This is a genomic window from Rathayibacter rhapontici (assembly GCF_001995175.1).
Lineage (GTDB): Bacteria > Actinomycetota > Actinomycetes > Actinomycetales > Microbacteriaceae > Rathayibacter.
In genome coordinates, this window is record NZ_MUKN01000006.1 from 1 (window position 1) to 25,548 (window position 25,548).

Genomic DNA, 25,548 nt, shown 5'->3' on the forward strand with positions numbered 1-25,548 from the left:
CATCCGTGACCGGCGTGACTCAGAGAGCTCCTCTCACCGACCCTGGCAATATCGCGGCCGTCAACAGCTTCCTGACCACCATTACGACTCCACTCGAGATGGACAAGCAGGCCGAGTTGATGGAAGACGCGTTCATCACCAGAGCGCGGGAGGAGTTCGATTGGAAGAGGGTCGAGCCGCGCAAGGGATACTTTGAATGGCAGAAATTCGACCTCGCCGTCAACGTTGCCTATGCCAGAAACATCGACTTCATCGGAAAGCTCGTGTATACCGCGCCCTGGGCTTCATCTGCCCCCCCGGGCACGGCTCCTCAGGACGTTGAATACTACCCGCCGTCTAACATGGACGACTACGTCCGATACGTCGAAGCAGTCGTCACCAGATATAAAGACCGCGTTAAGGTCTGGGAGGTCTGGAATGAGCCCAACATACCGACATTCTGGAAACCGAGCCCAGACCCGCAGCGTTACGCAGAGATGCTGTCTAAGACATATGCAGCGATCAAGAAGATCGACCCTGACGCAGTAGTTCTGTCAGCTGGTGTTGCGGGATTCGACAACAACTACATGGAGGCCATGGCTGCCGCCGGCGCCGGCGCGTCCTACGACGGACTTGGGCTACATACGTTCGGCGCAACGAATCCAGAAGCCGACGAGTCGCACGTCTGGCTCTCGAACGCTCGCTCGTATCTTGCGCGACACAACCCGAACGCGAAAATCTGGATTACGGAGATGGCCTGGTCAACGTGCCAGTTGGGTGGAGAAGCCTGTTCGAACCCTGTATCCGAGGCGACTCAGGCCTCCTATCTCTCACGTGCGTATATAGACGCAGCCCAGCAGGGCGTCGCGTCGATCGCCTGGTGGAGTCTCACGGAGTTCGGGGATTCGAGTTCTCGCCTTGACAACTACGGCTTAGTGGACCGAACCGGAAGAAAGAAACCCGCGTATACGTCGCTTCAGGACGTCGGTCGGGCTCTGTACCGCTCGGTCAGCCTTGGTGAAGTCATGCCGTCAAGTGGCCCGGCGACAGTGATCGATGCGCTGGCCAGTACATCTGGCTGGTCTGCATGGGGACTTTCCGGCTCGAATGCGACAAAATCTTCTACTGGTATTTCGGGAGGGACACGAGTCTCGTACGACATCGGAGTCGGCGCTGGCTTCGCGCTCTCGGCTAATCGTGTGATACCGGGCGAGCCCGGCGCGATCTCACTGCTTGTGAGAGGCGATGGCAGCTCCAACCCCGTATACCTCAAGTTCACGGACGCGAAGGGTGAGCAATTTCAGGGGCTCATCGGACATTTGGAAAGCCCGTCCTACTGGAATCGGATGGTCTTCCACCTCGACGGAACCGGTGTCGATCGAACTTCGGCTGGCGGAGACAGGATCGTTGACTACCCGATCACCGTGAACAATGTTTTCGTCTACTCCGGGAGAACACCCGTCAAGCAGGGCGTGGTCGACTTTCAGAACCTGACGGCGCACTACGGGGTTGCCCTCCGTGGGGCATCCTTCATCGGCCAGGGCTTCAACACCCAAGCCGTCTACTCGTTACGGCCACCAAGCGGCAGCGTGACCGTTCCCGTCAGCAGCACGACGGCTTACTCGAGAAGCGGAGGCGGCTTCGTGAGCCTCGCGGTCGCAAACGGCAGTGCCTCTGCGCAACTGGGGACTGCTCCGAAGTTCATAGTCTCTGTACTCGGTATCCAAGTCGGCACGGACAATGTGAGGATCCGCTGGATCGGCGGAGACCTCGTGTCGAGCGAAAGCGTCAGGATCCTTACGGGATCGATGTCTGCAGTAGCTCAGCCGACAATAGCCTCCCGAGCGGCTGATGGCTCGGTACTCTCCACGTGGAACGGTCGGATCGGCACTAGCCGTGCGCCTGGGATGAGCTACCGCGCACAGATGACGGTCAGCGGGACAAACGGCCGCTCTGCAACAATCGAGACGATTTTCAGCTGGCCGGGCTAGCGAGCATGGCGAAGGGTGCATCTCGTGTTCGCCAGCAGCCGCAACATTCCCCACCCTGCTGGCTTAGCGGTTACGGGCGGACAGCGAAAGAGTCGCGTTCTTGACCGGAATCGCCTGCTCAGAGGCTTCGAGACAGGACGTCCTTCACATCCGCGTGATGCGCACGAGGCCCAAACCATCCAGCCGTGCGAAGAAGGATTCGAGCTCTGGTGCAACGAGATACGGTTCCACGCCGAAGTCGTCTGCCGCCTTCCTTACGAGTTCTGCCAGCGAGCTACGCTCTTCCAGCAAGCTCCAGATCGTGCGAGCTGTGTTCTCGAGAACCAGCGGTACAAGCGCTTGCGGCTTCGCACCGGTGTGCAAGATGTAGAGACGCTCGTCGGTATCGATGCAGACGAGCGTCGGGCAACGGACCACGAGGACGTCTTGTAAGTGATGTCCTCGAAGGACCCTCGTTGCGGAGCCCCTGCTCTCGACCTCGCCGTCGGCGTCCGAAGGGCTAGCGCTCCGGGCCGCCGCATTAGACTCGACATCAGCAAGCGGAGTTCCGTCCGCCTGAGCAGTGAGGGTCCTGGCTCCGGGGTCTCCGCCGGCCGGATGCGGAGGGGACACGCGCCACTCCTCACGAACCGCTTGGACAGCAGTGGGGAACGCTCTCGCTGCAGCGACTAGCCGGAGCGCGCGCACCCTCAGAAGAGCTCTGGCTCCCGCTCTGCCTGCGGGATGATCGAGGTACAGGTCGTGCCGGGCCGGGAACAGCGCTCGCTTCAAGACAACCGGTCGCTCAGACCAAGCAGAAGCCTTCAGGAGGGAAAGCCAAGCAGCAGCCCTATTTCTCTGCCGTTGATTTCTTAGCCACTCACCGTACCCAGGCGGCGGCGGCGCCGCGACACCTGCATCGATGCCGATTTCCGCGAAAAAGGGCTGAATGGTCCAAGACGCACCAGAGGCAGTAGCAAGAGTGCGCAACTCGCCGCGCAGGGCCTCGGTCTCGACGGCCTTCCAACGCTCGAGCAACGTCCTGTACTCAGCTGCACCTCGGACGTCGAAAGGCGTCCGCAGCGAGTGCAAAGCGGCGATCAACACGCTGGTGACGAAGTCAGCAACGGGAACTCGGCCACCTTCGACTTCCAAGGTGTCTCGACGCTCCCACAGCCCCTCGAATGCCTGAGGATCGAGAAGGCCGGGATATGAAAGATGAACGTCTATGTCGCATGGCCAGTCCGGCTGGATCAGCGCCACCGAGTGCGTGACGAACTTCTGACTGGCCAGCGAAGCGGGTCGGGGGCTCCAACCGTACTCGGACAGAGCATCGATGAGCTCGTCTGCTCGATCAGGCTCTACCATGACATCTACATCGCTTGCCTGACGAGCGCGCCGCAACCGATGATGATTCGCGACCGGACCCTTGATGAAAACAATTCGGATACCGAGGCGTTCGGAGATGCTTGCTACGAGCAGGTGGCCGAGATCAACAGCGACGCTGATCGGGAGATTGCTGATCTCGGACGTCCGGTCCACTAGTACTCCTTCCATCTCAAAACCATCGCGAACACTAGCACTGCGAAGTGGGGCTCTGCGCGACGCGACGCGTCTCGCCTCACGTCTCTTATATCCGCACCGTTCAAGCTCACGCGCGCGAGGGTTCTGCGGCGCGCGGAACGTGGAGCGCCCGTGCTAGTTGCGACGCAGCCACCCTCAACCGCGCTCGCTACGCGGGGCGACCAAGGGCCTGGCGCGCAAGCGGACCCCTGCCTGCGCTGACTCACCTTGGCGCAGCCCCCGGGTCCGAATAACACGCTCCAGCGATCACGCCACGGACAGGCGCTCCAGGACGACGGTCCGGGCTGGCGGAGTGTTTGGTGATGCTGCCGGTCAGGGCGCAGAGGGCGACCGCCTGCTCCGACGCTGAGGCCGCTGGCGGAGGCGGATCCCTCTTCTGAGGGCGTTCAATCTCGTCAACCGCCCGGAGCCGGTCGAGTGCGTCTGAGGAGCTTCTCGGCCGGGTGATGTGGTCGGGGCCTACACGGCAGCGGTTGTTCGCGGCCGTCTCCCATCAGCCCCGTCAAGCAGCGGTCCGCGAGCGGCTCAGAACGAGGCTTACCCTGCACCCTCGGCCAACCCGACTGCCGTTGAACCCAAATTAGCCTCGAGGGCGCCACCAGCCACCAGCTCCGGCGATCTCCGTCATGCCTCTCCTGAACGCTCTAGGCGGGCATACCCCCATTTCGTGACAGGCACAACGCTGGTGTGAGCCAATCCGTTACGCTCAAACGTTCAGAGGAGGCCGCGAATGGGCGCTAGAGGATCTCGAGGGTTTCGGCGGGCACTGACCGGAGGGGCGCTCCTGATCGTTCTCTGGCTCATCGCTGCCACCGTTGTCTTTCGCTTCCCCCGAGCGGATGACCTCCCGGCGCACGCTGACGCAGTCTCGTGCTCGGTCCTGCCACGCAACCACGACTCGAACAGGGCAGGCGTCTTGTCGAGTCAGGGGTCGCCGAGACTCTCGTTGTGTCTGTGTGGTGGGCTGACTACGTGGCCACTCCGGGCACGCGAGCCGTCGACGAATGCGATGACTTGGCCCTAGACGTCGTCTGCTTTGTCGCATTTCCCCCGACAACCGGAGGAGAGGGGCGAGCGCTAGCCGCGCTTGCTGCGCAGCATCAGTGGCGCGACGTGATCGTAGTCACTCAAACTCCGCACTTGGAGCGCGCCCGGCTGATTCTGGGATTCTGTTGGAGCGGTCGTATCAGCGTCATCTCTTCTGGGGAACCAGATAGCATCGCGACGTGGGTGTATGAATACTTTTACCAGACCGGCGGGTTTGCGAAGGTCTTACTTTCTCCTAAGTGCGGCGACTCCCCTGAGCCCACGCGAGTGCTCACAAGGCCGTTGCCTCAGTCAGGAGAATCCCCGCCTTCGTAGAGAGATATTCACAACGCGAGTTCGCAAGCGCCCCTGGAGCCGTTGGCCAAACTTTCAGAGACCAACTACCTCGTCCACACGTGCTCAAAGCGTAGCCTGACTAAGACACCCGGGCATCAAAAACATTGTTTGCGGGAACGCGTGATAAGAGGTCGTATAGAACAAGCGCCACGGTGCTCATTCAAATGCGCTCAAAACATTTGCGGGTTCTCGCCTTGAATACACTCAGTACTCGCATGTACGACGCGAACAAGGTTGACGGGTGCGGTACGAACTCGCTTGACCGACGGCATTTACGACTATCGTTGCGGACCAATACGACGCCATCATTCATGCTCGACCTGAAGTGACAGCCTCGGCACCGCAAATGGACCACCTGCCGGGCCACATGTAGGCTGATTCACCGGCAGAGACCGATCCCCGCCCAACCACCCAGCCAACTCTGAGAACAGTGAGGCCGATCAGAATGCCCCGATTCCTAAGCGTGACCCTCGAGATTCCACACAAGGGAATTGCTGACGCCGGCGGCGAATTTATACGCCGTCACTATGCGGTCCTTTCTTCCCTCGGTCACCTCGACGTCATCGGTAGGCGAACTGCCGCGAACATAGCCGCGGCCGAGAACCCCAGTCCGGAGAATTTGCACACGACCATTCTCGCTGCCACAGGGTGGGAATCACCCGCACTGCGTCCCGCACGGATAGTTCGCAACACGCTTCGTGGCTTGTCGCTCGGACCCGAGTTCTCCGCTCCTCTTCTGGATCTCCTGAAAAAGAGCGACTTACGCGAGTACGACACGATCGAGTTCCACTGGGTCGAGTCGGCCCAATGGGTCAGACGGATCCGAAAGCTGGCGCCGAAGGCACAGCTCGTCCTCGTCGCCCACGACGTACTCAGTCAGCGTCGTGAACGGGTCTACACCGGCGCGCAGAAACCGGTGGACCGTCTGCAAGCTTGGATTCGGTGGCGAACCGCCGTCGCCGCTGAAAAGCGGTTGTTTCCCCTGTTCGATACCGTCGTCTTGTTCAGTGAGAAAGATCAACGGCTGGTCTCTACGATCAGTCCGCGCTCACGACCTAGGGTTCTGAGACCGTGGTTGACTCCAGAAGACGAGCCAGCGATGCGCAACAGGCCCTCGATCCCATTGAACGAAAGCCGTCCGACCGCGCTTTTCACCGGCGCGATGTCTCGGGCGGAGAACGACGACGCGGCACAGTGGCTTGTTAAGCATATCTGGCCCTCCGTTCGCGCGAGTCTCCCGCACGCACGCTTGGTAGTCGCCGGAGCGGGCCCAAGCGCCACACTTCGTCAGCTAGTCAGCAATGACGAAAGCATCGAGATAACCGGGTTTGTTGAAGACCTCGATGTCTATTATGCAAATGCTGACGCATTCGTCGTGCCGTTGCGGTTCGGCGCTGGCGTGAAGTTCAAGACGATTGCAGCACAACTCGCTGGCCTGCCTATCGTCTCGACACGAGTGGGCGCTGAAGGTGTCGGTGGGGAATTTGCTGGGATAACGGACGACGCGTCGGAGTTCGCCAGAACGCTAACTGAGGTCTTGCGCGACCCTGACTCATGGCGAGAGAGAAGCCGCGAGACGCAAATAGCAGCACACGCCCGATTTGGTTTGCATGCGTACACAGAATCGGTTCGTGCGATTTGGGATCCAGCTGCGCTTAGCGGGCAGCCGGCCGCTGATGAGTAGCGTTCGTGTTGGGCAGGCGGGTGCACGTGGCGCCGGGGTGACGATTCTCGGCCAGGCCGGAAAAGTTGCGATCCAACTTGCCTCTATCGTGGTAATGTCGCGACTACTCTCGCCAGCTGATTTCGGCCTGGTCGCGATGCTCGGCATCTTCATCGCAATTGGAGAACTCCTTCGTGACTTCGGCCTGACAGCTGCCGCGATACGCGCACGAGATCTGTCCAACAAGCAGAAGTCGACGCTTTTCTGGATAAACTCTGCAATCGGAGTTGCGCTCTTCGCGACGATGGCGGCATGCTCCGTTCCCATCTCTATGCTTTACGGCGAATCTCGCCTGGTGCCACTGGCCCCAGTGGTCGCCCTCATATTCCTTATCAATGGAATTCAAGCACAATTCATGGTGGAACTCGTCCGCGGCTTGAGATTCACTGCACTTGCCGTAAGCGATCTTCTTGGCCAATTAGGCGGCTTCATCGTCGCCGTCGGCACTGCACTCGCCGGCTGGGGGTACTGGTCGCTCGTCTTCCAGATGATCGTCGCCTTCGCGGTCACTCTCGTGATCCGGGTATTCGCGGCCAAGTGGCGTCCGGGGTTACCTTCCCGGTCGGCTCACGTGCGGGACCTCATAGGGTTTGGGGGGCAGGTCGGCGTCGCGCAAACTCTTTCATATGCAGCAAGCAACGTCGACACGCTCGTCGTCGGACTTCGATGGGATGCGAACGTTCTCGGTTTCTATAATCGTGCGTATCAACTCATGTCACTACCCGTCAATCAACTCCTGAATCCTCTCACTAACGTAGCGCTACCGCTTCTTACCGGTCTGCGAGAGGAGCGAGAACGACTTTGGGGGCTGATCACGACAGCGCAAATCGGCATGGGGTACATGTTGGTGACGTCCCTCGCGATAGTGGCAGGAAGCGCAGAGGCCGCGTTCGCCATAATTCTTGGCTCGCAATGGTCGGCGGCCATCCCGATTTTTCAGGTGCTCGCGTTTGGCGCATGCTTCCAAGTCCTTTCCCAAACAAACTACTGGGTCTTTCTCACCTTCGGATTGGGAAGAAGCCTCGTCCGGTCGAACCTGGTGACGAAATCTATAGGAATCGTCCTCCCAGTCGTCGGCTCTACGTACGGCGTTCTTGGGGTGGCTGCAGGGTATTCTGTCGCTCTCCTCGTCGCGTGGCCTATCAACCTGCTCTGGTTGCGGTCGGTAGCACAAATGCCGTCCGGCCGCTTCCTGATATCGGGCGCGAGGACTATTGCCCTTGGCGCGGTTGCATTCGCTACGAGCTGGGCGGCATCGTCCGTCCTGCACGGTGCTACGCCCATCCTTTCGCTGGCAGCGAGCCTTGCAGCGTCCTTGACGTCGGTGGCGGTCCTGGTCGGTATCGTGCCTGTGTACCGTCGAGATGTCGTCATGATGTGGAGCACCGTCCGCCTCCTTCGAGGATGACGACCCGATAAATGCGGGAAGTGGTTCGATCGCTCGTGACGTTTGCGAGCCGACAGACGGTCGCGGAACGTCGAGGCACCGCGGCGAAGTCGACAGGACAGCGGCGGACGCTGAGAGCGTTTCCTTGTGCGATCTACTTGCTTCTCGCGCGCGAGCCGTGTGATTGGCGCAGAAAGGGCTCGTGACTCCCGCTTTGCTGAGTATTTGCCAGCGCATATAGCGCTATGGCATGCCGCGCTTGAGACGGCCGCGCAGAGTGAGGTTTGGGACGGCCTTTTAGAGCGACGTGGTTGAAGCGGTGGCATCAGCACTCCTCGTGGATCAGGTTACGACCGCACAGGGATCCTGACCCACTCCCGGTTCCGCCGAGGGCCGCCAAGCGGCGATGTACGACGGGCCCACCGAGACGACCCCTCCGTCCTCGCGGGCCGTGGCTTCCAGTAGCCGTAGCCGTAGGATCAGGGCGCGAGCCTCAGCCTCAATAGCGGAGCGTATTCGTCGTCTTGGACGCTTTCCCCTGCGGACTGCGTCGAATGCTCGCCCAGCTATAAAACCATCCCGCGTCTCTCCCTAGCCCGCGGAGGGGCCGCGAACCGACAACATTCGGCGGCGTCTCAACGGGGACGTCAACGTCGGGCCGCACCGAAGCGCCCCCTGCACTGGACTCTCTCTAGCGGAAGCACGGTGCAGCTATGAGTAAGAGCGCGGGGCACCCGGAATGAGATCGGGCGACGGCGGCGATGCGCGCGTGCGACCACATTGCTCCTCGTGGATGAGCGCCTGGGCCGCACGGCCATTCTGCGAGCTTCGCTCATCCCGTACTTCGACAACTCCCCGGACTTCGACAACTCCCTTCGCACGATCCGTCGGCCCCTCGCACACCTCGAGAAATCATTGAAGCCGATCCAACTGTGCCAGTTCCTGGATCAAAGCCTTCTCGCGACCGGCCGACTCGGAGCGAATGCCCCTGCAGTGCGCTAGTCCATCGCCGTCAGCGCTGTAGACGGCTCTACATCACTGTCGACTGTGCAGACTGCCACGACACTGCCGCCTCGGAGCACCCCCCAAGAAGGGTGGTGAAAGCCGCAGTCACACTCACTTACCAGTTCTTCGAGAGCGCTCACATCCACGACCGCCTCTCGCGGCGGAGGGACGATCAGGAGGGTAGCGCAGAATATTGGGCATTCCTCGTGTTTGCCTGCACGCGAAGCTTCTTCCATACTTCTCCAGGGGAGCTTGTGGAGCCCTAGTCTCAAAGGCACCCCGATGACCATGGTCAACCCTGCAGGGCTATAGTGCATTCTGGTGCCCTATTGATTATCCGAGTTCTGACTTTCTACTGATTTGCTAACAGCAGAGTAGACACGGCCGATGCGAACGTACGGGTGCGTCAAAGAATTTCTTCCTGTGCACATAGAGCTATCGTCACTGTTTGCCTGGTCGGCTCGGATTGCAGTATGCAACTATCGGCGACCTGCGATCTCTGCGCAGACTGCAGCAGAGTCCTTGGAACCCGGGTCTATCTACGGCACCGAACCGATCGGCATGACATAACCGCTCTTAGGAATACCAAACTCACCCTCCGAGTAAAAGGGATATATGCCTTGAGAAACGTGATGCGGAAGGCCCGAGAAGGCGAGCGCTTTCTTCGACAGAGCCGATTCTATCTCGGCGGCGGGTACGCAATCGACCGGTCTCTTGCAAATTTACATCGCATAACCAGACGGCGAAAAGGTGTTACGTACCATCTGTTGCTGCCGACAGATGGACGCGGCAACATCGGCGATCAGGCGATGTTTGAATCATACCTTCAGAACACTACCGGCCCGATCGTCGCGCTAGTGCGAAGTCGGCTCGATTTTTCCACCCCCCCGGCGGACCGAGATCGAGTTCAGTTCGTCGAGGTACCGAATCTCGTCGGAGGAGGACGATTCGGACGCAAAAAGGATGTCGTCTCGTTCGTCAATGCGCTTTCTCAAGCTGTTGACTTTTCCATCATTGGAGCCGACGTCATGGATGGGGGTTATGAGCGACGCGAAGCGGTGAGACGAGCGCAACTTCTACGAATAGCGGCTTCATTCGGCGTACCCTCACGCGTGCTCGGCTTTAGCTGGAACGCTCACTCAGATGTCGTGGCACGACGGGAACTCCGCCGCGTCTCGAACAGCGTCGAGCTCTTCGCTCGAGATCCCCAGTCGCGCGCGAGACTACAACGAGAGAGAATTCGTGCGAACGAGTCGGCCGACATCGTCTTCAGCCTCTCGACCGAGGCGTATCCAGAAGACATTGCCGCCTGGTTAAACCGCCAGGCAGGCCGTGTCGTCTCGGTCAACGTCAGTGGTCTCATCATGCGGAAGCTCGACCTCGTGTCCGAGTTTGCAGAAGTTGTTCATCGTTTGCTGGCCCACGGGCACAAGGTCATACTCCTTCCGCATGTCATTCGAGCCGGCGACAATGACTTGGACGCCTGTCGACAAGTGGCCGAGCTACTGAGCGACGCCGACCGTTCGGAGATTTTGCTTATTGAACGAGTACTGGCTCCGTCGGAAGTCGCATGGGTGGCGGAGCACTCGGCAGTTGTACTGACGGGAAGAATGCACTTCGCCATTTTGTCTCTTAGTCAGGGCACGGTACCGATTACTATGGCGACGCAGGGCAAGGTCGAGGGCCTTGCAGAGCTTTTCGGAATAGAGGAGCTCGTGCTTTCTCCGGAACGCGGAGTTGGGGCTACTGCGCTTGAGCTGGTCGAGAAGGTCCTGGCCTCGGATGAGTACCGGACGAAGATCGTCGCGGCTCTTCCTGTCGCCCTTGAACTGTCCAGTCGCTCATTCAGCGGATTGAAAACTCTTAAACATTGAGGGGACCCACACGCGCCCTTACCTGTCGCGAGCATTGGGCCCGGAACGCGTTCGGGTCCGTCGGAGATCGCGATCCACGCAGACACACGAAGCGGCTTGTGGTAGTCCTCTATCAAAGACATGATCCCGGCGCGTCCCTGTTGCGACCGGCCAGGCCGTCTGGCTCCCAATCGAAGCCGTCAACTCGACTACGTCGGCTTGCGCGAGATCATCGTGATCAGGCGCGATTCGGACGCCGCTCGCATTTCTTGCGCTCGCTTGGTGTACTACCGATATGCGCGGCTTGAGCTTTGGGGCTAGTACATGTCACCATCCTGTCTGCGCCTGAAGGGCCGTGCCCTGTCAGGCCGACGTGGCGCTCGAGACTGGTGCCATCTTCTTCAGGCAGAGCCGGGAACGGCTGTAGACTAGTGCTGTGACTCACGATATTGAGCAAGTGATCGCTCGCGGTATGTGCATCGGCTGTGGTGCATGCGCCGTGCGCACGGGCGGCGCGATACCAGTAACGATCGGAAGATTCGGCGTTTATCAAGCTCGTCCGGAAGGCGTGGCAGCCGAGAAGCTGCAGCAAGGAAGTAGAGTCTGTCCCTTCTCTGACGACTCCCGGTCAGAAGACGACCTCGCTGCTTCACGCTTCGGCCACCTTCCGAACGACAAGCGGATCGGGCGTCACTCCGCCATTCATGCCGGTCGTATCGCCGACGACTCCGGAATTGTGGACAGTAGCTCGGGAGGGCTCACAAGTTATGCACTTGAGGCGTTACTCACTCGTGATCTGGTAGACGGGATCATCAACGTGGGCCGGTCCGAAGGGTCCGCGTTGTTCGAATACACGGTCTCGTCGAGCATCGATGACCTCCGCCAGTCTCGAAAGTCAGCATACTATGCCACGTCCTTCACTGATGTCCTCAGTAGGATCAAGGGAGACGGTACTCGCTACGCCATCGTCGGGGTGCCGTGCTTCATCAAAGCCGCCCGGTCCCTTGCAGAAGAAATGCCCGACCTCGGTGCCCAGATCAAATACTATATCGGAATCGTTTGTGGACACTTGAAGAGCACGTTCTTCGCAGAGTCACTTGCGTGGCAAGTCGGAGTCGCACCCGATGAGATTGCATCCGTCGATTTCCGAGTGAAGAACCGCGAGAAGAGTTCCAATCAGTACGATTACGAAGTCACGGACGTTTCCGACGGAGTGAGGACCCGGAATGTACTCAGTACGATCGACGGAAACTGGGGTTATGGGGCTTTCCAGCCCGAAGCGTGTAACTTCTGCGATGACGTTTTCGCTGAGACAGCGGATGTCGTTTTCGGTGATGCCTGGCTGCCCCGATACGAGGGCGATTGGCGCGGAACCAACATAGTTGTCTCTCGGAGCGCAGTGATAGATGAGATAATGCAGTCTGGTCAGGCCAGCGGTGCACTTGTACTGGACGAGCTTTCCATCGACGACGCTGCGGAAACCCAGGGTGGTAACTTCCGCCACCGCCGAGATGGGCTTCGTGTCCGTTTGATGGATGATCTGTCCAAAGGTCTGAGCGTCCCCGCTAAACGAGTCAGCCCGGGATACGACGATATCCGCCCGAAACGAATCGCCCTGATCCGTCAACGGAGAGCGATGTCTAGACTCTCGTTGGAGTCCTTCGCGGCGGCGCGAGCAGCCAGGGATTATTCCCTTTACAGCAAGCCCATGAGCGAAGCCGTCGCAGCATACCGGAGAATCGACGCAGCGAGCCGTGGTTGGAAGTGGCGGGTCCGAACGCAGCTTGGGAAGTTGCGGCAGGACGTGGTTCGACGATTCGTCGCCCGGAAGAGAGGATGAAAGCTCCGAAATCTGGCTACGAATGCGGCGAAGCGGGTGTCGCACCTGGGCATACGCGCGCATCTGAACGTCACGGCATCGGTGAGGTCGTTCGGCTATCCGCGGCCAATTCTGCGGCCTCTAAGCGATTGCGCGCTTCAGCGCACCGCCACCGTCGACCGATCGCGCCCCGTCAGGTCGCGCTGCGTCGTCGCTCCGCGCCAACCGTCCGAGGTCAGCAGCTCCCGGATCGCCGCCCCCTGCAGCTCCCCGTGCTCGATCACGAGCACTCCCCCGGGGCGCAGCAGACGGCGCGCGGTGTGCGAAAGCCGGCGCACGACATCGAGTCCGTCCTCTCCGCCGTACAGGGCGGCGGGCGGATCGAAGAGGCGGACCTCCGGGTCGCGGGGAATCGCGGCCGAAGGGATGTACGGCGGGTTGGAGACGACGACCGACACCGTGCCGTCGAGGTCGCCGAGAGCGTCCGCCAGGTCGGCGAAGACGATGCGGGCGTTCTCGAGCTGCAGGCGATCGCGGTTGCCGCGTGCCCAGATGAAGGCCTCGACGGAGTTCTCGACGCCGATGACCCGGGCATGCGGCACCTCGTGAGCGAGGGACAGCGCGAGCGCACCGCTGCCGGTGCCCAGGTCGACCGCGAGGGGCGACGGGTCGGCCACCGAGCGCAGGGCGTCGATCGCGAGCTGCGCGACTCCCTCCGTCTCAGGACGCGGCACGAAGACGCCGGGGCCGACCGCGAGCTCGATGCTGCGGAACGGGGCGACTCCGGTGATGTGCTGCAGCGGCTCCCGGGCGGCGCGGCGCTCGACGAAGCGGTCGAACGCGTCGACCGTCGACTCCGCGAGGGCGAGACCGGTGATCAGGCGCGCTTGCAGCTCGCCGCGGCCGAGGCCGAGGAGGTGACCGAGCAGGAGCTCGGCGTCGATGTCGGCGTTGGGGACGTGCGCGCGGGTCAGGCGCGAGACCGCGTCGGTGAGGAGGGCGCGGGCGTCCACGGAGGTGGTCACCGCGCTCACGCCTCCTCGGACCCGATCTCGGCGAGGCGCGCTTCCTCGTCGGCCTGGATGGCGCTCTCGACGACGGGGTCGAGCGCTCCGTTCATGACGCCGTCCAGGTTGTAGGCCTTGTAGCCGGTGCGGTGATCGGCGATTCGGTTCTCGGGGAAGTTGTAGGTGCGGATGCGCTCGGAGCGGTCCATGGTGCGGATCTGCGTCTTCCGGGCGTCGGACGCGGCCGCGGCGATCTCCTCCTGCTGGCGCGCGAGGATGCGGGCGCGCAGGACGCGCATGCCGGCCTCGCGGTTCTGCAGCTGGCTCTTCTCGTTCTGCATCGAGACGACGATGCCGGTCGGGAGGTGGGTGATGCGCACCGCGGAGTCGGTCGTGTTGACCGACTGGCCGCCGGGGCCCGACGACCGGTAGACGTCGATCTTGAGGTCGTTCTGGTTGATCGCGACCTCTTCGGGGGCGTCGACCTCGGGGAACACCAGAACACCGGTGGTCGACGTGTGGATGCGTCCCTGCGACTCCGTCACGGGCACGCGCTGCACGCGGTGGACTCCACCCTCGTACTTCAGGTGGGCCCAGACGCCCTGCGAGGGGTCGGTCGCGTTGCTCTTGATCGCGACCTGGACGTTCTTGTAGCCGCCGAGGTCCGACTCGTCGCGGTCGAGGATCTCGGTCTTCCAGCCCTTCGCCTCGGCGTAGTGCAGGTACATGCGCAGCAGGTCGGCCGCGAACAGCGCGCTCTCGGCTCCGCCCTCGCCGCCCTTGATCTCCATGATCACATCACGGCCGTCGTCGGGGTCGCGCGGGATCAGGAGTCGGCGGAGCTTCTCCTGGGCGACGCGGAAGGCCTCCTCGAGCTCGGGGACCTCCTCGGCGAACGCCTCGTCCTCGCGGGCGAGCTCGCGGGCGGCGTCGAGATCCTCCCCCGCCTGGATCCACGCGGCGTGGGCCGCCTTGATCTGGCTCAGCTCGGCGTAGCGGCGGTTGACCTTCTTCGCTCGGGCCGCGTCGGCGTGCAGAGCCGGATCGGAGAGCTGCGTCTGCAGATCCTCGTGCTCGGCGAGGAGGACGCTGACGGATTCGAACATGAGGGGCCTGGCTTCCGGAGTGGGTGGGAGAGAGGGGTCTCGATACGTCGCTTCGCGGACTACTCGACCAGCAGGAACGGGAGCGTCACGTGTCTGGTTCGGCGGATGCCGAGACACCCCCGGGAACGCGAAAACGCCCGCGGCCGCCCCCGGGAGGGGACGACCGCGGACGTGAGGGCGCTAGTGGTGGCCGTTGCCGTGACCGGCGGTGGTCGGGCCCACGGCGGACTTCGAGACCTGCATCAGGAACTCGACGTTCGAGGACGTCTCCTTCAGGCGCGACAGGATGATCTCGAGCGCCTGCTGCTGGTCGAGACCGGCGAGGGCGCGACGCAGCTTCCAGGTGATCTTGACCTCGTCCTGGCTGAGGAGCATCTCCTCGCGGCGGGTGCCCGACGCGTTGACGTCGACCGCCGGGAAGATCCGCTTGTCGGCGAGGTGGCGCGAGAGGCGGAGCTCCATGTTGCCGGTGCCCTTGAACTCCTCGAAGATCACCTCGTCCATCTTCGATCCGGTCTCGATGAGCGCCGTGGCGAGGATGGTGAGCGAGCCGCCGTTCTCGATGTTGCGCGCGGCACCGAAGAACTTCTTCGGCGGGTACAGCGCCGACGCGTCGACGCCGCCCGAGAGGACGCGGCCCGAGGCCGGCGCCGTCACGTTGTAGGCGCGGCCCAGACGCGTGATCGAGTCGAGCAGCACGACGACGTCGTGACCCAGCTCGACCAGGCGCTTGGCGCGCTCGATGGCGAGCTCGGCGACGGTGGTGTGGTCCTCGGCCGGGCGGTCGAAGGTGGAGGCGACGACCTCGCCGCGCACGGTGCGCTGCATGTCGGTGACCTCCTCCGGACGCTCGTCGACCAGGACGACCATGAGGTGGACCTCGGGGTTGTTCTGCACGATCGCGTTGGCGATCTGCTGCAGCACGATCGTCTTGCCGGCCTTGGGCGGCGCGACGATGAGTCCGCGCTGGCCCTTGCCGATCGGAGCGACGAGGTCGATGATCCGCTGGGTCAGCTTGCCCGGCTCCGTCTCGAGGCGCAGGCGCTCGGTCGGGTAGAGCGGCGTGAGCTTCTGGAACTCGACGCGCGCCGCGGCCTCCTCGACGGTCTGCCCGTTGATGGAGTCGACCCGGACGATCGCGTTGTACTTCTGGCGGCCGCCGCCCTCGCCCTCGCGGGGCTGGCGGATCGCGCCGACGACTGCGTCGCCCTTGCGCAGGTTGTACTTCTTGACCTGGCCGAGCGAGACGTAGACGTCGCTGACGCCCGGCAGGTAGCCGGTGGTGCGCACGAAGGCGTAGTTGTCGAGGACGTCGAGGATGCCGGCGACCGGGATGAGGACGTCGTCCTCACTGATCTCGGGCTCGAAGTCGTCTCCGACGGTGGTGCCGCGGCGCTTGCGGTCGCGATAGCGGCTGCGACGGCCGTCCTCGCCCTCGGCCGGCTGGCCGTTCTGCGCGCCCTGGGCCGGTCCGGCCGACTGCTGAGCGGCGGCGGGCTGGCCGCCCTGGCCGTTCTGGCCGCCCTGGCCGTTCTGGTTGCCCTGGCTGTTCTGCTGCTGGCCGCCGTTCTGGCCCTGCTGGTCGGCACGGTCGTCGCTGCGGTTGCGGTTGCGGTTGCGGCGGTTGCGGCCGCGACCGGAGCCCTGCTGCTCGCCGTTCTGCTGGTCGCCCTGGTTCTGATCGGAGTCGTTCTGCGCCTCGGCGGAGTCGTCCGAGCTCGAGTCGACGGCGTCCGTCTGCTCGGGCTGGTCGTTCTGCTCGGCGGCGCCGCCACGGCTGCGGCGACGGCCGCGACGCTCGCGCTGCCCGCCCTCGCGGGAGGAGTCGTCGGACTCGGGGCCGTTGGGCAGCTCGATCTCGATGACCGGCTTCGGGGCCTGCTCGGCCTCGGGGGTCTTCTCGATCACCGGCAGGTCGGGGATGAGCGACTCGACGCCCGTCCCTCCGGGGATGTTGAGGTGCTCGCCCGCGGCGACGGTGCCGCTGGACGCGCGACGCGAGCTGCGGCGGCGCGGAGCGCGCTCGGCGGGCTCGGCGACCTGCTCCGCGGAGGGGAGCTCGATCTCGACCGGGGCCGCCTCGGCGACGGGCGACGGCGCCTCGTCGACGGTCGGCGCCGCCTGCTCGAGCACGTCGGCCGTGTCGGCCTCGGTGCTCTCGACGGGCACCGGCACCTCGGCCGGGGCCTCGAGCACCGGAGCGGCCTGCTCGGCCACGTCGGCCGGCTCGGCCTCGACGCTGGTAGCGTCGACGATCGGCTCCTCGGACGCCGCGGCGGCGCGGAGGTCCGTGATCGCCTGCACGAGCTCGCCCTTGCGGAGCTGGAGGCTCCACCGAGGCCGAGGCTCGTCGCGAGAGCCTGGAGCTCCGCGACGCGGAGTGCCGACAGGTCGGCGTTGAGTTCCACGGTCGAGCCGTGGGTGTTGACATCTGTCACTGGAGAGGGTTCCTTCCCCCCGGGAACGACTGCTCACCGGGAGAGCTCATCGACCGTGCGGTTCCATCACGTGTTCTGATCCACGTGATGCTCTCGGTCGCACGCGCAGTCCCCCTCGGAAAGCGCAGGAGGAGCGCGGACGACCGGACGCCGAACTGCAAGAGAAGCAGTGGACGCCCTTCACACGATGCGATGGCCGTGGTTATCGGGACGATCCGTCGGACAGATTCCGCTCGTTACGCGGTTCCTCAGGATGCGATCCCCACTGTAGCACCCTTGAAGTCGACGGCCAGCATGTGGGCGCGCCACGGCGAGTGCGCCTCCTTCTCGACCAGTTCGGCCGCCGCGAGGCGCTGCGCGGGGTCGCTGCAGAGCACCAGGACGCTGGGTCCGGCGCCGGACACGACGGCGGCGTAGCCGTGCGAGCGCAGGAGCGCGATGAGCTCCGACGTCTGCGGCATCGCCGCCGCGCGGTAGTTCTGGTGCAGCTTGTCCTCGGTCGCCGCGAACAGCAGCTCGGGGCTCTGGATGAGCGCGGCGATCAGGAGCGAGGAGCGCGAGACGTTGAAGACCGCGTCCTCGTGCGGCACGCTCTGCGGCTGCAGGGACCGGGCGAGCCGGGTCGACATCTGGTGCTCGGGCACGAAGACGACGGGCGAGACTCCGCGGTGCACCATCAGGCGCTTGGAGCGCGGTCGGAGCGGGGCGTCGTCGGCTCCGGACGGCTCGACCCAGGCGATGGTCAGACCGCCGAAGAGGGCGGGCGCCACGTTGTCCGGGTGCCCCTCCATCTCGGTCGCGATGCGCAGCAGGTCGTCGGCGTCGAGCTCGACGATGCCGTCGAGCAGCCCCTTCGCCGCCATGATCCCCGACACGATCGCCGCACCGGAGGAGCCCATCCCGCGGCCGTGCGGGATGATGTTCCGCGCCGTGACGTCGATGCCGGGCATCTCCTGGCGCTGGTCCCGGAAGGTGTAGGCGATGGCCTGCACGACGAGGTTCGTCTCGTCGGTCGGCACCTCCCCCTCGCCCACGCCGTGCACGGTCACGCGCGCACCGGTCGCCGACACGGCCGTCACGTCGAGCTCGTCGTAGGACGACAGGGCCAGCCCGAGCGTGTCGAAGCCGGGCCCGAGGTTCGCGGAGGTCGCCGGGACCTTCACGTGGACGGTGCGGCCGACGGGAACCGCCGAGGTCATGCGCCGGCCAGCCCCAGCACGTCCGCGATCGCGGCGGTGTCCACCGGCACGACGGTCGGAGTGATGTCGGAGCCGTCGGCGGTGCGGAGGGCCCACTGCGGGTCCTTCAGTCCGTGGCCGGTGACCGTCAGCACGACGGTGGCGTCCTTGGGGATCTGCCCCGCCTCGGCGCGCTCGAGCAGGCCCGCGACGCTGATGGCGGAGGCGGGCTCGACGAACACGCCGACCTCGCCGGCGAGCAGGCGGTAGGCCTCGAGGATCTTCGCGTCGCTGATCGCTCCGAAGTACCCGTCGCTCACGGTGCGCGCGTTGAGCGCGAGCTCCCACGAGGCGGGGTTGCCGATCCGGATGGCGCTGGCGATGGTCTCGGGGTGGCGCACCGGTGCGCCGTGCACGATCGGTGCGGAGCCCTCGGCCTGGAAGCCGAACATGCGCGGCAGCTTCGTCGACTCGCCGCGCTCCAGCTCCTCGGAGTAGCCGCGGAAGTAGGCCGTGTAGTTGCCGGCGTTGCCGACGGGGACGATGTGGAAGTCCGGAGCGTCGCCCAGGACCTCGACGACCTCGAACGCCGCCGTCTTCTGACCGGCGATGCGGTCGGGGTTCACGGAGTTCACCAGGTGAACCGGGTAGTTCTTCGCGAGGTCGCGGGCGATGTCGAGGCAGTCGTCGAAGTTGCCCTGGACCTGCAGCAGCTGCGCGTTGTGCGCGATCGCCTGGCTGAGCTTGCCCAGCGCGATCTTGCCCTCGGGCACGAGCACCGCGGCGGTGATGCCGGCGTGCGTCGCGTAGGCGGCGGCCGAGGCGGAGGTGTTGCCGGTCGAGGCGCAGATGACGGCCCTGGCGCCGTGCTCGACCGCCTTCGAGATCGCCATGGTCATGCCGCGGTCCTTGAAGGAGCCGGTGGGGTTCATCCCCTCGTACTTGACCCAGACCTTGGCGCCCGTGCGGGCCGAGAGGGCCGCGGCCGGGATGAGCGGCGTGCCGCCCTCGCCGAGCGTGATGACGGGGGTCGCCTCGGTCACATCGAGGCGGTCCGCGTACTCGTGCAGGACTCCGCGCCACTGCTTCGCCATCTCAGGCTCCTTCAACTCGTAGGACTGACGTCACGGCGCCGACGAACCCGTGGGAGTGCAGCGCGGTGACGGTGGCCGCCAGATCGGACTCTGCCGCCGCGTGCGTGCCGATGACCAGGGTAGCGGTCGGCTCGCGGCGCTCCAGACCGGACACCTGCTCCTCGAGCGGGTCGGTCGACGGCGGGGTCTGCACGAGGGTCTCGACCGAGACCTCGTGGTCGGCGAACACGCCGGCGATCTGCGCGAGCACACCGGGACGGTCCAGGACCTCGAGGGTGACCTGGTACCGCGTGGTGACGTGGCCGATGGGGAGGACGGGGAGGCCCGAGTTCGCGCTCGTGACCAGCCCGGGGCCCCCGACGACGTGCCGACGGGCGGCCGAGACCACGTCGCCGAGAACGGCCGAGGCGGTCTCGATGCCGCCGGCACCTGCGCCGTAGAACATCAGGCTGCCGGCGGCCTCGGCCTCGACGAAGACCGCGTTGTTGGCGCCGTGCACGGCGGCCAGGGGGTGGGCGCGGTGCACGAGGGCCGGGTAGACGCGGGCCGACACGCCCTCCTCCCCCGTCTTCGCGTCGACGAGCCGCTCGCAGATCGCGAGCAGCTTGACGACGTAGCCCGAGTCGCGCGCCTGGTCGACCTGCTGCTTGGTGATGCCGGTGATGCCCTCTCGGTGCACCATCGTCACCGGGACGTCGGTGTGGAAGGCGAGGCGTGCGAGGATCGCGGCCTTCTGCGCGGCGTCGTAACCCTCGATGTCGGCGGTCGGATCGGCCTCGGCGTAGCCGAGCTCGGTCGCACGGGCCAGCGACTCCTCGAGCGTCGCGTGCTCGGTGTCCATCCGGTCGAGGATGTAGTTGGTCGTGCCGTTGACGATGCCGAGGATCCGGTGGACCCGGTCGCCGGCGAGGCTGTCGCGCAGCGGCCGGATGATCGGGATGGCTCCGCCGACGGCCGCCTCGTAGTTCAGCTGAGCGCCGACCTGGTCGGCGGCCTCGAAGAGCTCGGTGCCGTGCGCCGCGAGCAGAGCCTTGTTCGCGGTGATGACGTCGGCTCCCGACGAGATCGCCTTCAGGATGTAGCTGCGCGCCGGCTCGATGCCGCCCATCAGCTCGACCACGATGTCGGCGCCGAGGATCAGCGCCTCCGCGTCGGTCGTCAGGTACTCGCGGGGGATGTCGGCGGTGCGCGGCGCGTCGAGGTCGCGCACCGCGACCCCGGCGAGCTCGAGGGGCGCGCCGACCCGCTGGGCGAGCTCGTCCCCGTGGTCGAGCAGGAGTCGCGCCACCTGGGCACCGACGGACCCGGCACCCAGGAGGGCGACCCGGAGGCTGCGGTACTCGATCATCGGCTGGTGGCCTTTCGTTCGATGCCGGCATCGCGGCGGAGGAGGTCCTCCTCGGTCTCGCCGCGCACGATGACGCAGGCCTCCCCGTCGCGCACGGCGACGACGGGTGGGCGGCCGAGGTAGTTGTAGTTGCTCGAGAGCGACCAGCAGTAGGCGCCGGTCGCGGCGACGGCGAGCAGATCGCCGGGGTGCACGTCGGCGGGAAGGAACTCGTCGTGCACGACGATGTCGCCCGACTCGCAGTGCTTCCCCGCCACGCGCACGAGCGCGGGCTCGGCGTCCGACACGCGGCCGGCGAGGCGGGCGGAGTAGTCCGCGCCGTAGAGCGCCGGACGCGCGTTGTCGCTCATCCCGCCGTCGACGCTGACGTAGCGGCGGACGCTCGTCGAGCCCGCGCCGCCCACGACGACGTCCTTGATCGTGCCGACCTCGTAGAGGGTGAGGCCCGCGGGACCGATGAGGGAGCGGCCGGGCTCGATCGCGATGTGGGGCACCGGGATGCCGTGCCGCGCGCACTCCGAGGCGACCGCGTCGGCGATCGCCGCGGCGATCTCGTCGATCGGAGTGGGGTCGTCGGCGCTCGTGTACGCGATGCCGAATCCGCCGCCGAGGTTGAGGTCGGGGACGGGGCCGTCGGCGAGCAGGCCCGCGTGCACCTCGAGGAGGCGCGAGGCCGACTCCGCGAATCCGGCGGAGCCGAAGATCTGCGAGCCGATGTGGCAGTGGAGGCCGAGGAAGCGCAGGCTCGCGTGCGAGCGGATGCGCGCGACCGCGGCCGGGCAGTCCGAGAGCGGGAGGCCGAACTTCTGGTCCTCGTGCGCGGTCGCGAGGAACTCGTGGGTGTGCGCGTGCACTCCGCTGTTGACGCGGAGGCGCACGTTCTGCACGCGGCCGTGGCGCTCCGCGGCGGAGGCGACGCGCTCGATCTCGATGAGGCTGTCGAGCACGATCGCCCCGATGCCCGCCGCGACGACCCGGTCGATCTCGGCGACCGACTTGTTGTTGCCGTGCAGGCCCACTCGGGCGGGATCGACTCCGGCGGCCTGGGCGACGGCGAACTCGCCGACGCTGCACGCGTCGATGTTGAGCCCCTCCTCGCGCATCCAGCGGGCCACCTCGGTCGAGAGGAACGCCTTGCCCGCGTAGTACACGGTGACCTCGGTGCCGATGCGGCCGAGCTCGCGCTCGAAGGCCTCGCGCGTCTGCACGGCCCGACGGCGGGCGTCGGCCTCGTCGATCACGTAGACCGGAGTGCCGAACTCCTCGACGAGGCGGGACGCCGGGACGCCGGCCACCTCGAGGGAGCCGTTGGAGCCGCGGGCGGCGTTGTCGGACCACACGGCGGGGTCGAGCGCGTTGGCGTCCTCGGGCCGCTCGAGCCAGTCGGGCGCGAGCGGATGACGCGGGGCGCGGGCGTGCGCGTCGTCGTTGTCCACGGGTGAGACCTCACAGGAGAGAGTGGGAGCGTCACTGCGTGGCGAGCGAGTCCGGATTGACCCCTGAAGCCAGCAAGTTCGATGAGTGCTGTCGTTGAGTGCTGTCGGTGCTGGGCCCGCGGGAAGCGCCGGCGCAGGCCTCCGATCCTACCGGGCGGGCGCACCCGGCCGAGCGCGCGCAGATCGCGGGATCAGGGGCAGACTCCGGGCTCCTGCTGCGCGGGGTCGCTGAGGAACGTCGGAGTGAGCGAGAAGGTCGCGATCAGCGACTCCTCGGCGACCTCCACGTCCGTCAGGGTGAGCCCGCGGGCCACCGAGTCCGCGATGCACAGGGTGCCGGGACCGAGCAGGCCGTCCGTCAGCCCGCCGAAGCGCTGCTCCGCGTCGTCCGCCGGGAACGTGGCTCCCGCGACGGTCACCTCGGACGGAGTGAGCTCGATCTGCCCGTCCACGGCGCCGAGCTCGAGTCCGACTCCGGCCGAGAGCGAGAGCCCCAGCACCTCGACCGAGGTCGCGACGCGCACGAGCGGTGCGTCGAGCACCACCGAGTCGATCGGCACGGTGCTGCGCTCCGAGATCAGATCCGTCACGGAGTCGGCGTCGAGCGCCGTCGTCGCGGTGCCCGAGTCGAGGGCGCCGCTCCCGCTGGCGGGTACGCCGCGGAGCACCAGGGAGACGTCGCCGGACAGCTCGTCGAGTGCGACGTCCTCGGTCCGGATATCGAGCCGGTCGAACTTCCCGGAGATCAGCTGGGGCAGAACGGCCCAGCCCGCGACGTCCACGTCGACGGGATGGTCGGCCGGGAGTTCGAGGGCGTCGCGGACGCTGGTCGCCGCGGAGTCGGCCACCCCGCGGCGCACGAGCGAGTCGGCGACGACCGCGGCGACGGCGAGCAGCACGAGCACGATGACGACAACGATGACGACCGCGCCGCGGCGCGATCGCGATCGGCGGGGCGCCGGCGACCCGCTCACATGCGGTCCGGAGCGGTCACGCCGAGCAGGGAGAGCCCGTTGCGCAGGACCTGCCCGGTGGCCTCGTTGAGGCGCAGCCGCGTGGAGTGGACCGCCTCGATCGGATCCTCGCCCTGCGGCACGACGCGGCAGTTGTCGTACCAGCGGTGGTAGAGCCCGGCGATCTCCTCGAGGTAGCGGGCGATGCGGTGCGGCTCGCGCAGCTCCGCGGCGTGCGCCGTGATCCTCGGGAACTCCTGCAGACCGCCCAGGAGGGCCGACTCGGTCGGGTGGACCAGCGTCTCGGGGGCGAACGGCTCGCGCGGGACTCCCGACGCCTCGGCCTTCGCCGCCACCTGGCGGGTGCGGGCGTGGGCGTACTGCACGTAGTAGACGGGGTTGTCGTTGCTCCGCTTCGTGAGCAGGTCCAGGTCGATGTCGAGCGTCGAGTCGGCGGAGGAGCGCACGAGCGAGTAGCGCGCGGCGTCGACGCCGACGGCCTCGACGAGGTCCTCCATCGTGACGACGGTGCCGGCGCGCTTGGACATCCGGACGGCCTGGCCGTCGCGCAGCAGGTTCACCAGCTGCCCGATCAGGATCTCGAGGTTCACGCCCGGGGTGTCCCCGAACGCGGCGCACATCGCCATCATTCGGCCGATGTAGCCGTGGTGGTCGGCGCCCAGCATGATGATCGCCCGGTCGAAGCCGCGCTCGCGCTTGTCGAGGTAGTAGGCGAGGTCGCCCGCGATGTAGGCGGCCTCCCCGTCGCTCTTGATGATGACCCGGTCGCGGTCGTCACCGAAGTCCGTGGTGCGCAGCCAGGTCGCTCCGTCGGCCTCGTAGATGTGGCCGAGGCCGCGCAGCCGCTCGATCGCCCGCTCGACGGCGCGCGACTCGTGCAGGGAGTTCTCGTGGAAGTAGACGTCGAAGTCGACCCCGAACTCGTGCAGGCTCTGCTTGATCTCGCCGAACATGAGCTCGACGCCGATCGAGCGGAACGTCTCGTCCAGCTCCTCCTCGGGCAGGACCGAGAGGTCGCCCGGATACGCGGCGACGACGCGGTCGGCGATGTCGGCGATGTAGGCGCCGCCGTAGCCGTCGTCGGGAGTGGGCTCGCCGCGGTGAGCGGCGAGGAGGCTGCGGGTGAAGCGGTCGATCTGGGCGCCGTGGTCGTTGAAGTAGTACTCGCGGGTGACCTCTGCCCCCTGGGCGAGCAGCACGCGGGCGAGGCTGTCGCCGACGGCGGCCCAGCGCGTCCCGCCGATGTGGATGGGGCCGGTGGGGTTGGCCGAGACGAACTCGAGGTTCATCCTCACGCCCGTGTAGAGGGTGCCGGAGCCGTACGACTCCCCCGAGGAGACGATCACGCCGGCGAGCGCGCCCGCGGCGGCCGCCTCGAGGCGCACGTTGAGGAAGCCCGGACCGGCGACCTCGACGCTGGCGACACCGTCGACCGCCCCTAGGCCCTCGGCCAGCTCGGCCGCGAGCTCGCGCGGGTTCGCTCCGACCTTCTTGGCGAGCTTCATGGCGATGTTCGAAGCCCAGTCGCCGTGGTCGCGGTTCTTCGGACGCTCGAGCACGACGTCGGCGAGAGCCGGTTCGGCGTCGCTCCCCCGTCGCTGCACGGCGTCGAGGACGAGGGCGTGCAGGGAGGCGGCGAGCTGTTCGGGAGTCACGGGGGACGATTCTACCGGCCGGGTCCCGCGCGGGCGGGGCGCCCTCGGCCGCGGGCGGGGAGCGCTTGCTAGGGTGCAGCGCATGCGACGCCCCGCCGCCCTCCTCCTCGTCGTCGCCGTCAGCGCGCTGACCGGGTGCACGGCGGCTCCGGAGCCCGCTCCGACCGCCGCCGGAGGCGTCACCGGCACCCCGGTGCCGCTGACCTGCGAGGAGCTCGTGCCCGCCTCGGCGCTGACCGGGCTGTGGTCGGCGTTCACTCCCGACGACTCCGTCGAGCGGACGGCCGTCTCGACCGAGATCGCGGGGTACGACGGCCTGGTCTGCGGCTGGTCCGACGACTCCGGCGCCGAGCTGCAGATCGCCGTGGCGCACCTCGACGCGTCGCTCGTCGAAGCGCTCAAGAACGAGTTCTTCCGCACGAGCAACGCGGTCCCGACCTACGGCAAGCCGCCCGCTGTCGAGGGCTACTACGAGATCGCGTCCGGCCGCGGAGTAGCGGATGTGCTGCTCGACGAGCACTGGATCGAGGCGTCGAGCGCGTCGTTCGTCGAACCCGGCGATCCGGAACCGCTCGTGCGCGCCGCCGTCGCCGCAGTGGGGACCTGACC

The 25,548-nt window shown here is 65.7% G+C and carries 16 protein-coding genes; 6 read left to right on the forward strand and 10 right to left on the reverse strand.

The window, feature by feature from the left end; genetic code table 11:
* Positions 1-1,970 (forward strand): endo-1,4-beta-xylanase (locus B0T42_RS19375; protein WP_139344396.1); only part of this gene is annotated, 1,970 nt, incomplete at its 5' end.
* A gap of 144 nt (positions 1,971-2,114) precedes the next feature.
* Here B0T42_RS19375 and B0T42_RS03060 read toward each other — a convergent pair.
* Complete coding sequence (locus B0T42_RS03060) at positions 2,115-3,491, reverse strand: PqqD family peptide modification chaperone (protein ID WP_158078024.1); 1,377 nt, start codon at positions 3,489-3,491, stop codon at positions 2,115-2,117.
* A 1,888-nt stretch (positions 3,492-5,379) separates the two neighbouring features.
* Here B0T42_RS03060 and B0T42_RS03065 point away from each other — a divergent pair.
* From B0T42_RS03065 to B0T42_RS03080, 4 genes are all read left to right on the forward strand, one after another.
* On the forward strand, positions 5,380-6,600 hold the full coding sequence (locus B0T42_RS03065; RefSeq protein ID WP_158078025.1) for a glycosyltransferase: 1,221 nt from the start codon (positions 5,380-5,382) through the stop codon (positions 6,598-6,600).
* Positions 6,601-6,637: 37 nt separating this feature from the next.
* Positions 6,638-8,047, forward strand: a complete 1,410-nt coding sequence (locus tag B0T42_RS03070; RefSeq protein ID WP_158078026.1) for a lipopolysaccharide biosynthesis protein — start codon at positions 6,638-6,640, stop codon at positions 8,045-8,047.
* Between the two features lie 1,751 nt (positions 8,048-9,798).
* Complete coding sequence (locus B0T42_RS03075; RefSeq protein ID WP_158078027.1) at positions 9,799-10,905, forward strand: polysaccharide pyruvyl transferase family protein; 1,107 nt, start codon at positions 9,799-9,801, stop codon at positions 10,903-10,905.
* Between the two features lie 547 nt (positions 10,906-11,452).
* On the forward strand, positions 11,453-12,724 hold the full coding sequence (locus B0T42_RS03080; protein ID WP_158078028.1) for a Coenzyme F420 hydrogenase/dehydrogenase, beta subunit C-terminal domain: 1,272 nt from the start codon (positions 11,453-11,455) through the stop codon (positions 12,722-12,724).
* Between the two features lie 137 nt (positions 12,725-12,861).
* Here the strand turns inward: B0T42_RS03080 and prmC are convergent, their stop codons facing one another.
* From prmC to argS, 9 genes are all read right to left on the reverse strand, one after another.
* Positions 12,862-13,737: a peptide chain release factor N(5)-glutamine methyltransferase gene (prmC, locus tag B0T42_RS03085; protein WP_077221903.1), complete on the reverse strand. Its 876-nt coding sequence runs from the start codon at positions 13,735-13,737 to the stop codon at positions 12,862-12,864.
* The gene (gene prfA, locus B0T42_RS03090) at positions 13,734-14,816 is read right to left on the reverse strand and encodes a peptide chain release factor 1 (protein ID WP_077221904.1); all 1,083 of its coding nucleotides are present in this window, start codon (positions 14,814-14,816) and stop codon (positions 13,734-13,736) included. The genes prmC and prfA overlap by 4 nt, the downstream gene beginning before the upstream one ends.
* A gap of 180 nt (positions 14,817-14,996) precedes the next feature.
* Positions 14,997-17,120 (reverse strand): transcription termination factor Rho, encoded by a 2,124-nt coding sequence (gene rho / locus B0T42_RS03095; RefSeq protein WP_446737351.1) that lies wholly within the window; start codon positions 17,118-17,120, stop codon positions 14,997-14,999.
* Positions 17,121-17,502: 382 nt separating this feature from the next.
* Complete coding sequence (gene thrB, locus B0T42_RS03100) at positions 17,503-18,453, reverse strand: homoserine kinase (RefSeq protein ID WP_056866820.1); 951 nt, start codon at positions 18,451-18,453, stop codon at positions 17,503-17,505.
* Entirely contained in the window at positions 18,450-19,526 is a 1,077-nt protein-coding gene (thrC, locus tag B0T42_RS03105) for a threonine synthase (protein ID WP_077221905.1), read from the reverse strand. The genes thrB and thrC overlap by 4 nt, the downstream gene beginning before the upstream one ends.
* A 1-nt stretch (position 19,527) precedes the next feature.
* Complete coding sequence (locus B0T42_RS03110) at positions 19,528-20,874, reverse strand: homoserine dehydrogenase (protein WP_077221906.1); 1,347 nt, start codon at positions 20,872-20,874, stop codon at positions 19,528-19,530.
* Complete coding sequence (gene lysA, locus B0T42_RS03115) at positions 20,871-22,310, reverse strand: diaminopimelate decarboxylase (RefSeq protein WP_077221907.1); 1,440 nt, start codon at positions 22,308-22,310, stop codon at positions 20,871-20,873. The genes B0T42_RS03110 and lysA overlap by 4 nt, the downstream gene beginning before the upstream one ends.
* A 191-nt stretch (positions 22,311-22,501) precedes the next feature.
* Positions 22,502-23,284 carry an LmeA family phospholipid-binding protein gene (locus B0T42_RS03120; RefSeq protein ID WP_077221908.1) on the reverse strand — a complete coding sequence of 261 codons (783 nt, stop codon included), beginning with the start codon at positions 23,282-23,284 and terminating at the stop codon, positions 22,502-22,504.
* Complete coding sequence (argS, locus tag B0T42_RS03125; RefSeq protein WP_077221909.1) at positions 23,281-24,939, reverse strand: arginine--tRNA ligase; 1,659 nt, start codon at positions 24,937-24,939, stop codon at positions 23,281-23,283. The genes B0T42_RS03120 and argS overlap by 4 nt, the downstream gene beginning before the upstream one ends.
* 82 nt (positions 24,940-25,021) lie before the next feature.
* Here argS and B0T42_RS03130 point away from each other — a divergent pair, with 82 nt between their 5' ends.
* On the forward strand, positions 25,022-25,546 hold the full coding sequence (locus B0T42_RS03130) for a hypothetical protein (RefSeq protein ID WP_077221910.1): 525 nt from the start codon (positions 25,022-25,024) through the stop codon (positions 25,544-25,546).
* Positions 25,547-25,548: the final 2 nt, after the last annotated feature.

Excerpts from the sequence above, each read along its gene's own strand:
- prfA (WP_077221904.1), bottom strand. The coding sequence starts at position 14,816 with ATGTTCGAATCCGTCAGCGTCCTCCTCGCCGAGCACGAGGATCTGCAG.
- thrB (WP_056866820.1), bottom strand. The coding sequence starts at position 18,453 with ATGACCTCGGCGGTTCCCGTCGGCCGCACCGTCCACGTGAAGGTCCCG.
- thrC (WP_077221905.1), bottom strand. The coding sequence starts at position 19,526 with ATGGCGAAGCAGTGGCGCGGAGTCCTGCACGAGTACGCGGACCGCCTC.
- B0T42_RS03110 (WP_077221906.1), bottom strand. The coding sequence starts at position 20,874 with ATGATCGAGTACCGCAGCCTCCGGGTCGCCCTCCTGGGTGCCGGGTCC.
- B0T42_RS03130 (WP_077221910.1), top strand. The coding sequence starts at position 25,022 with ATGCGACGCCCCGCCGCCCTCCTCCTCGTCGTCGCCGTCAGCGCGCTG.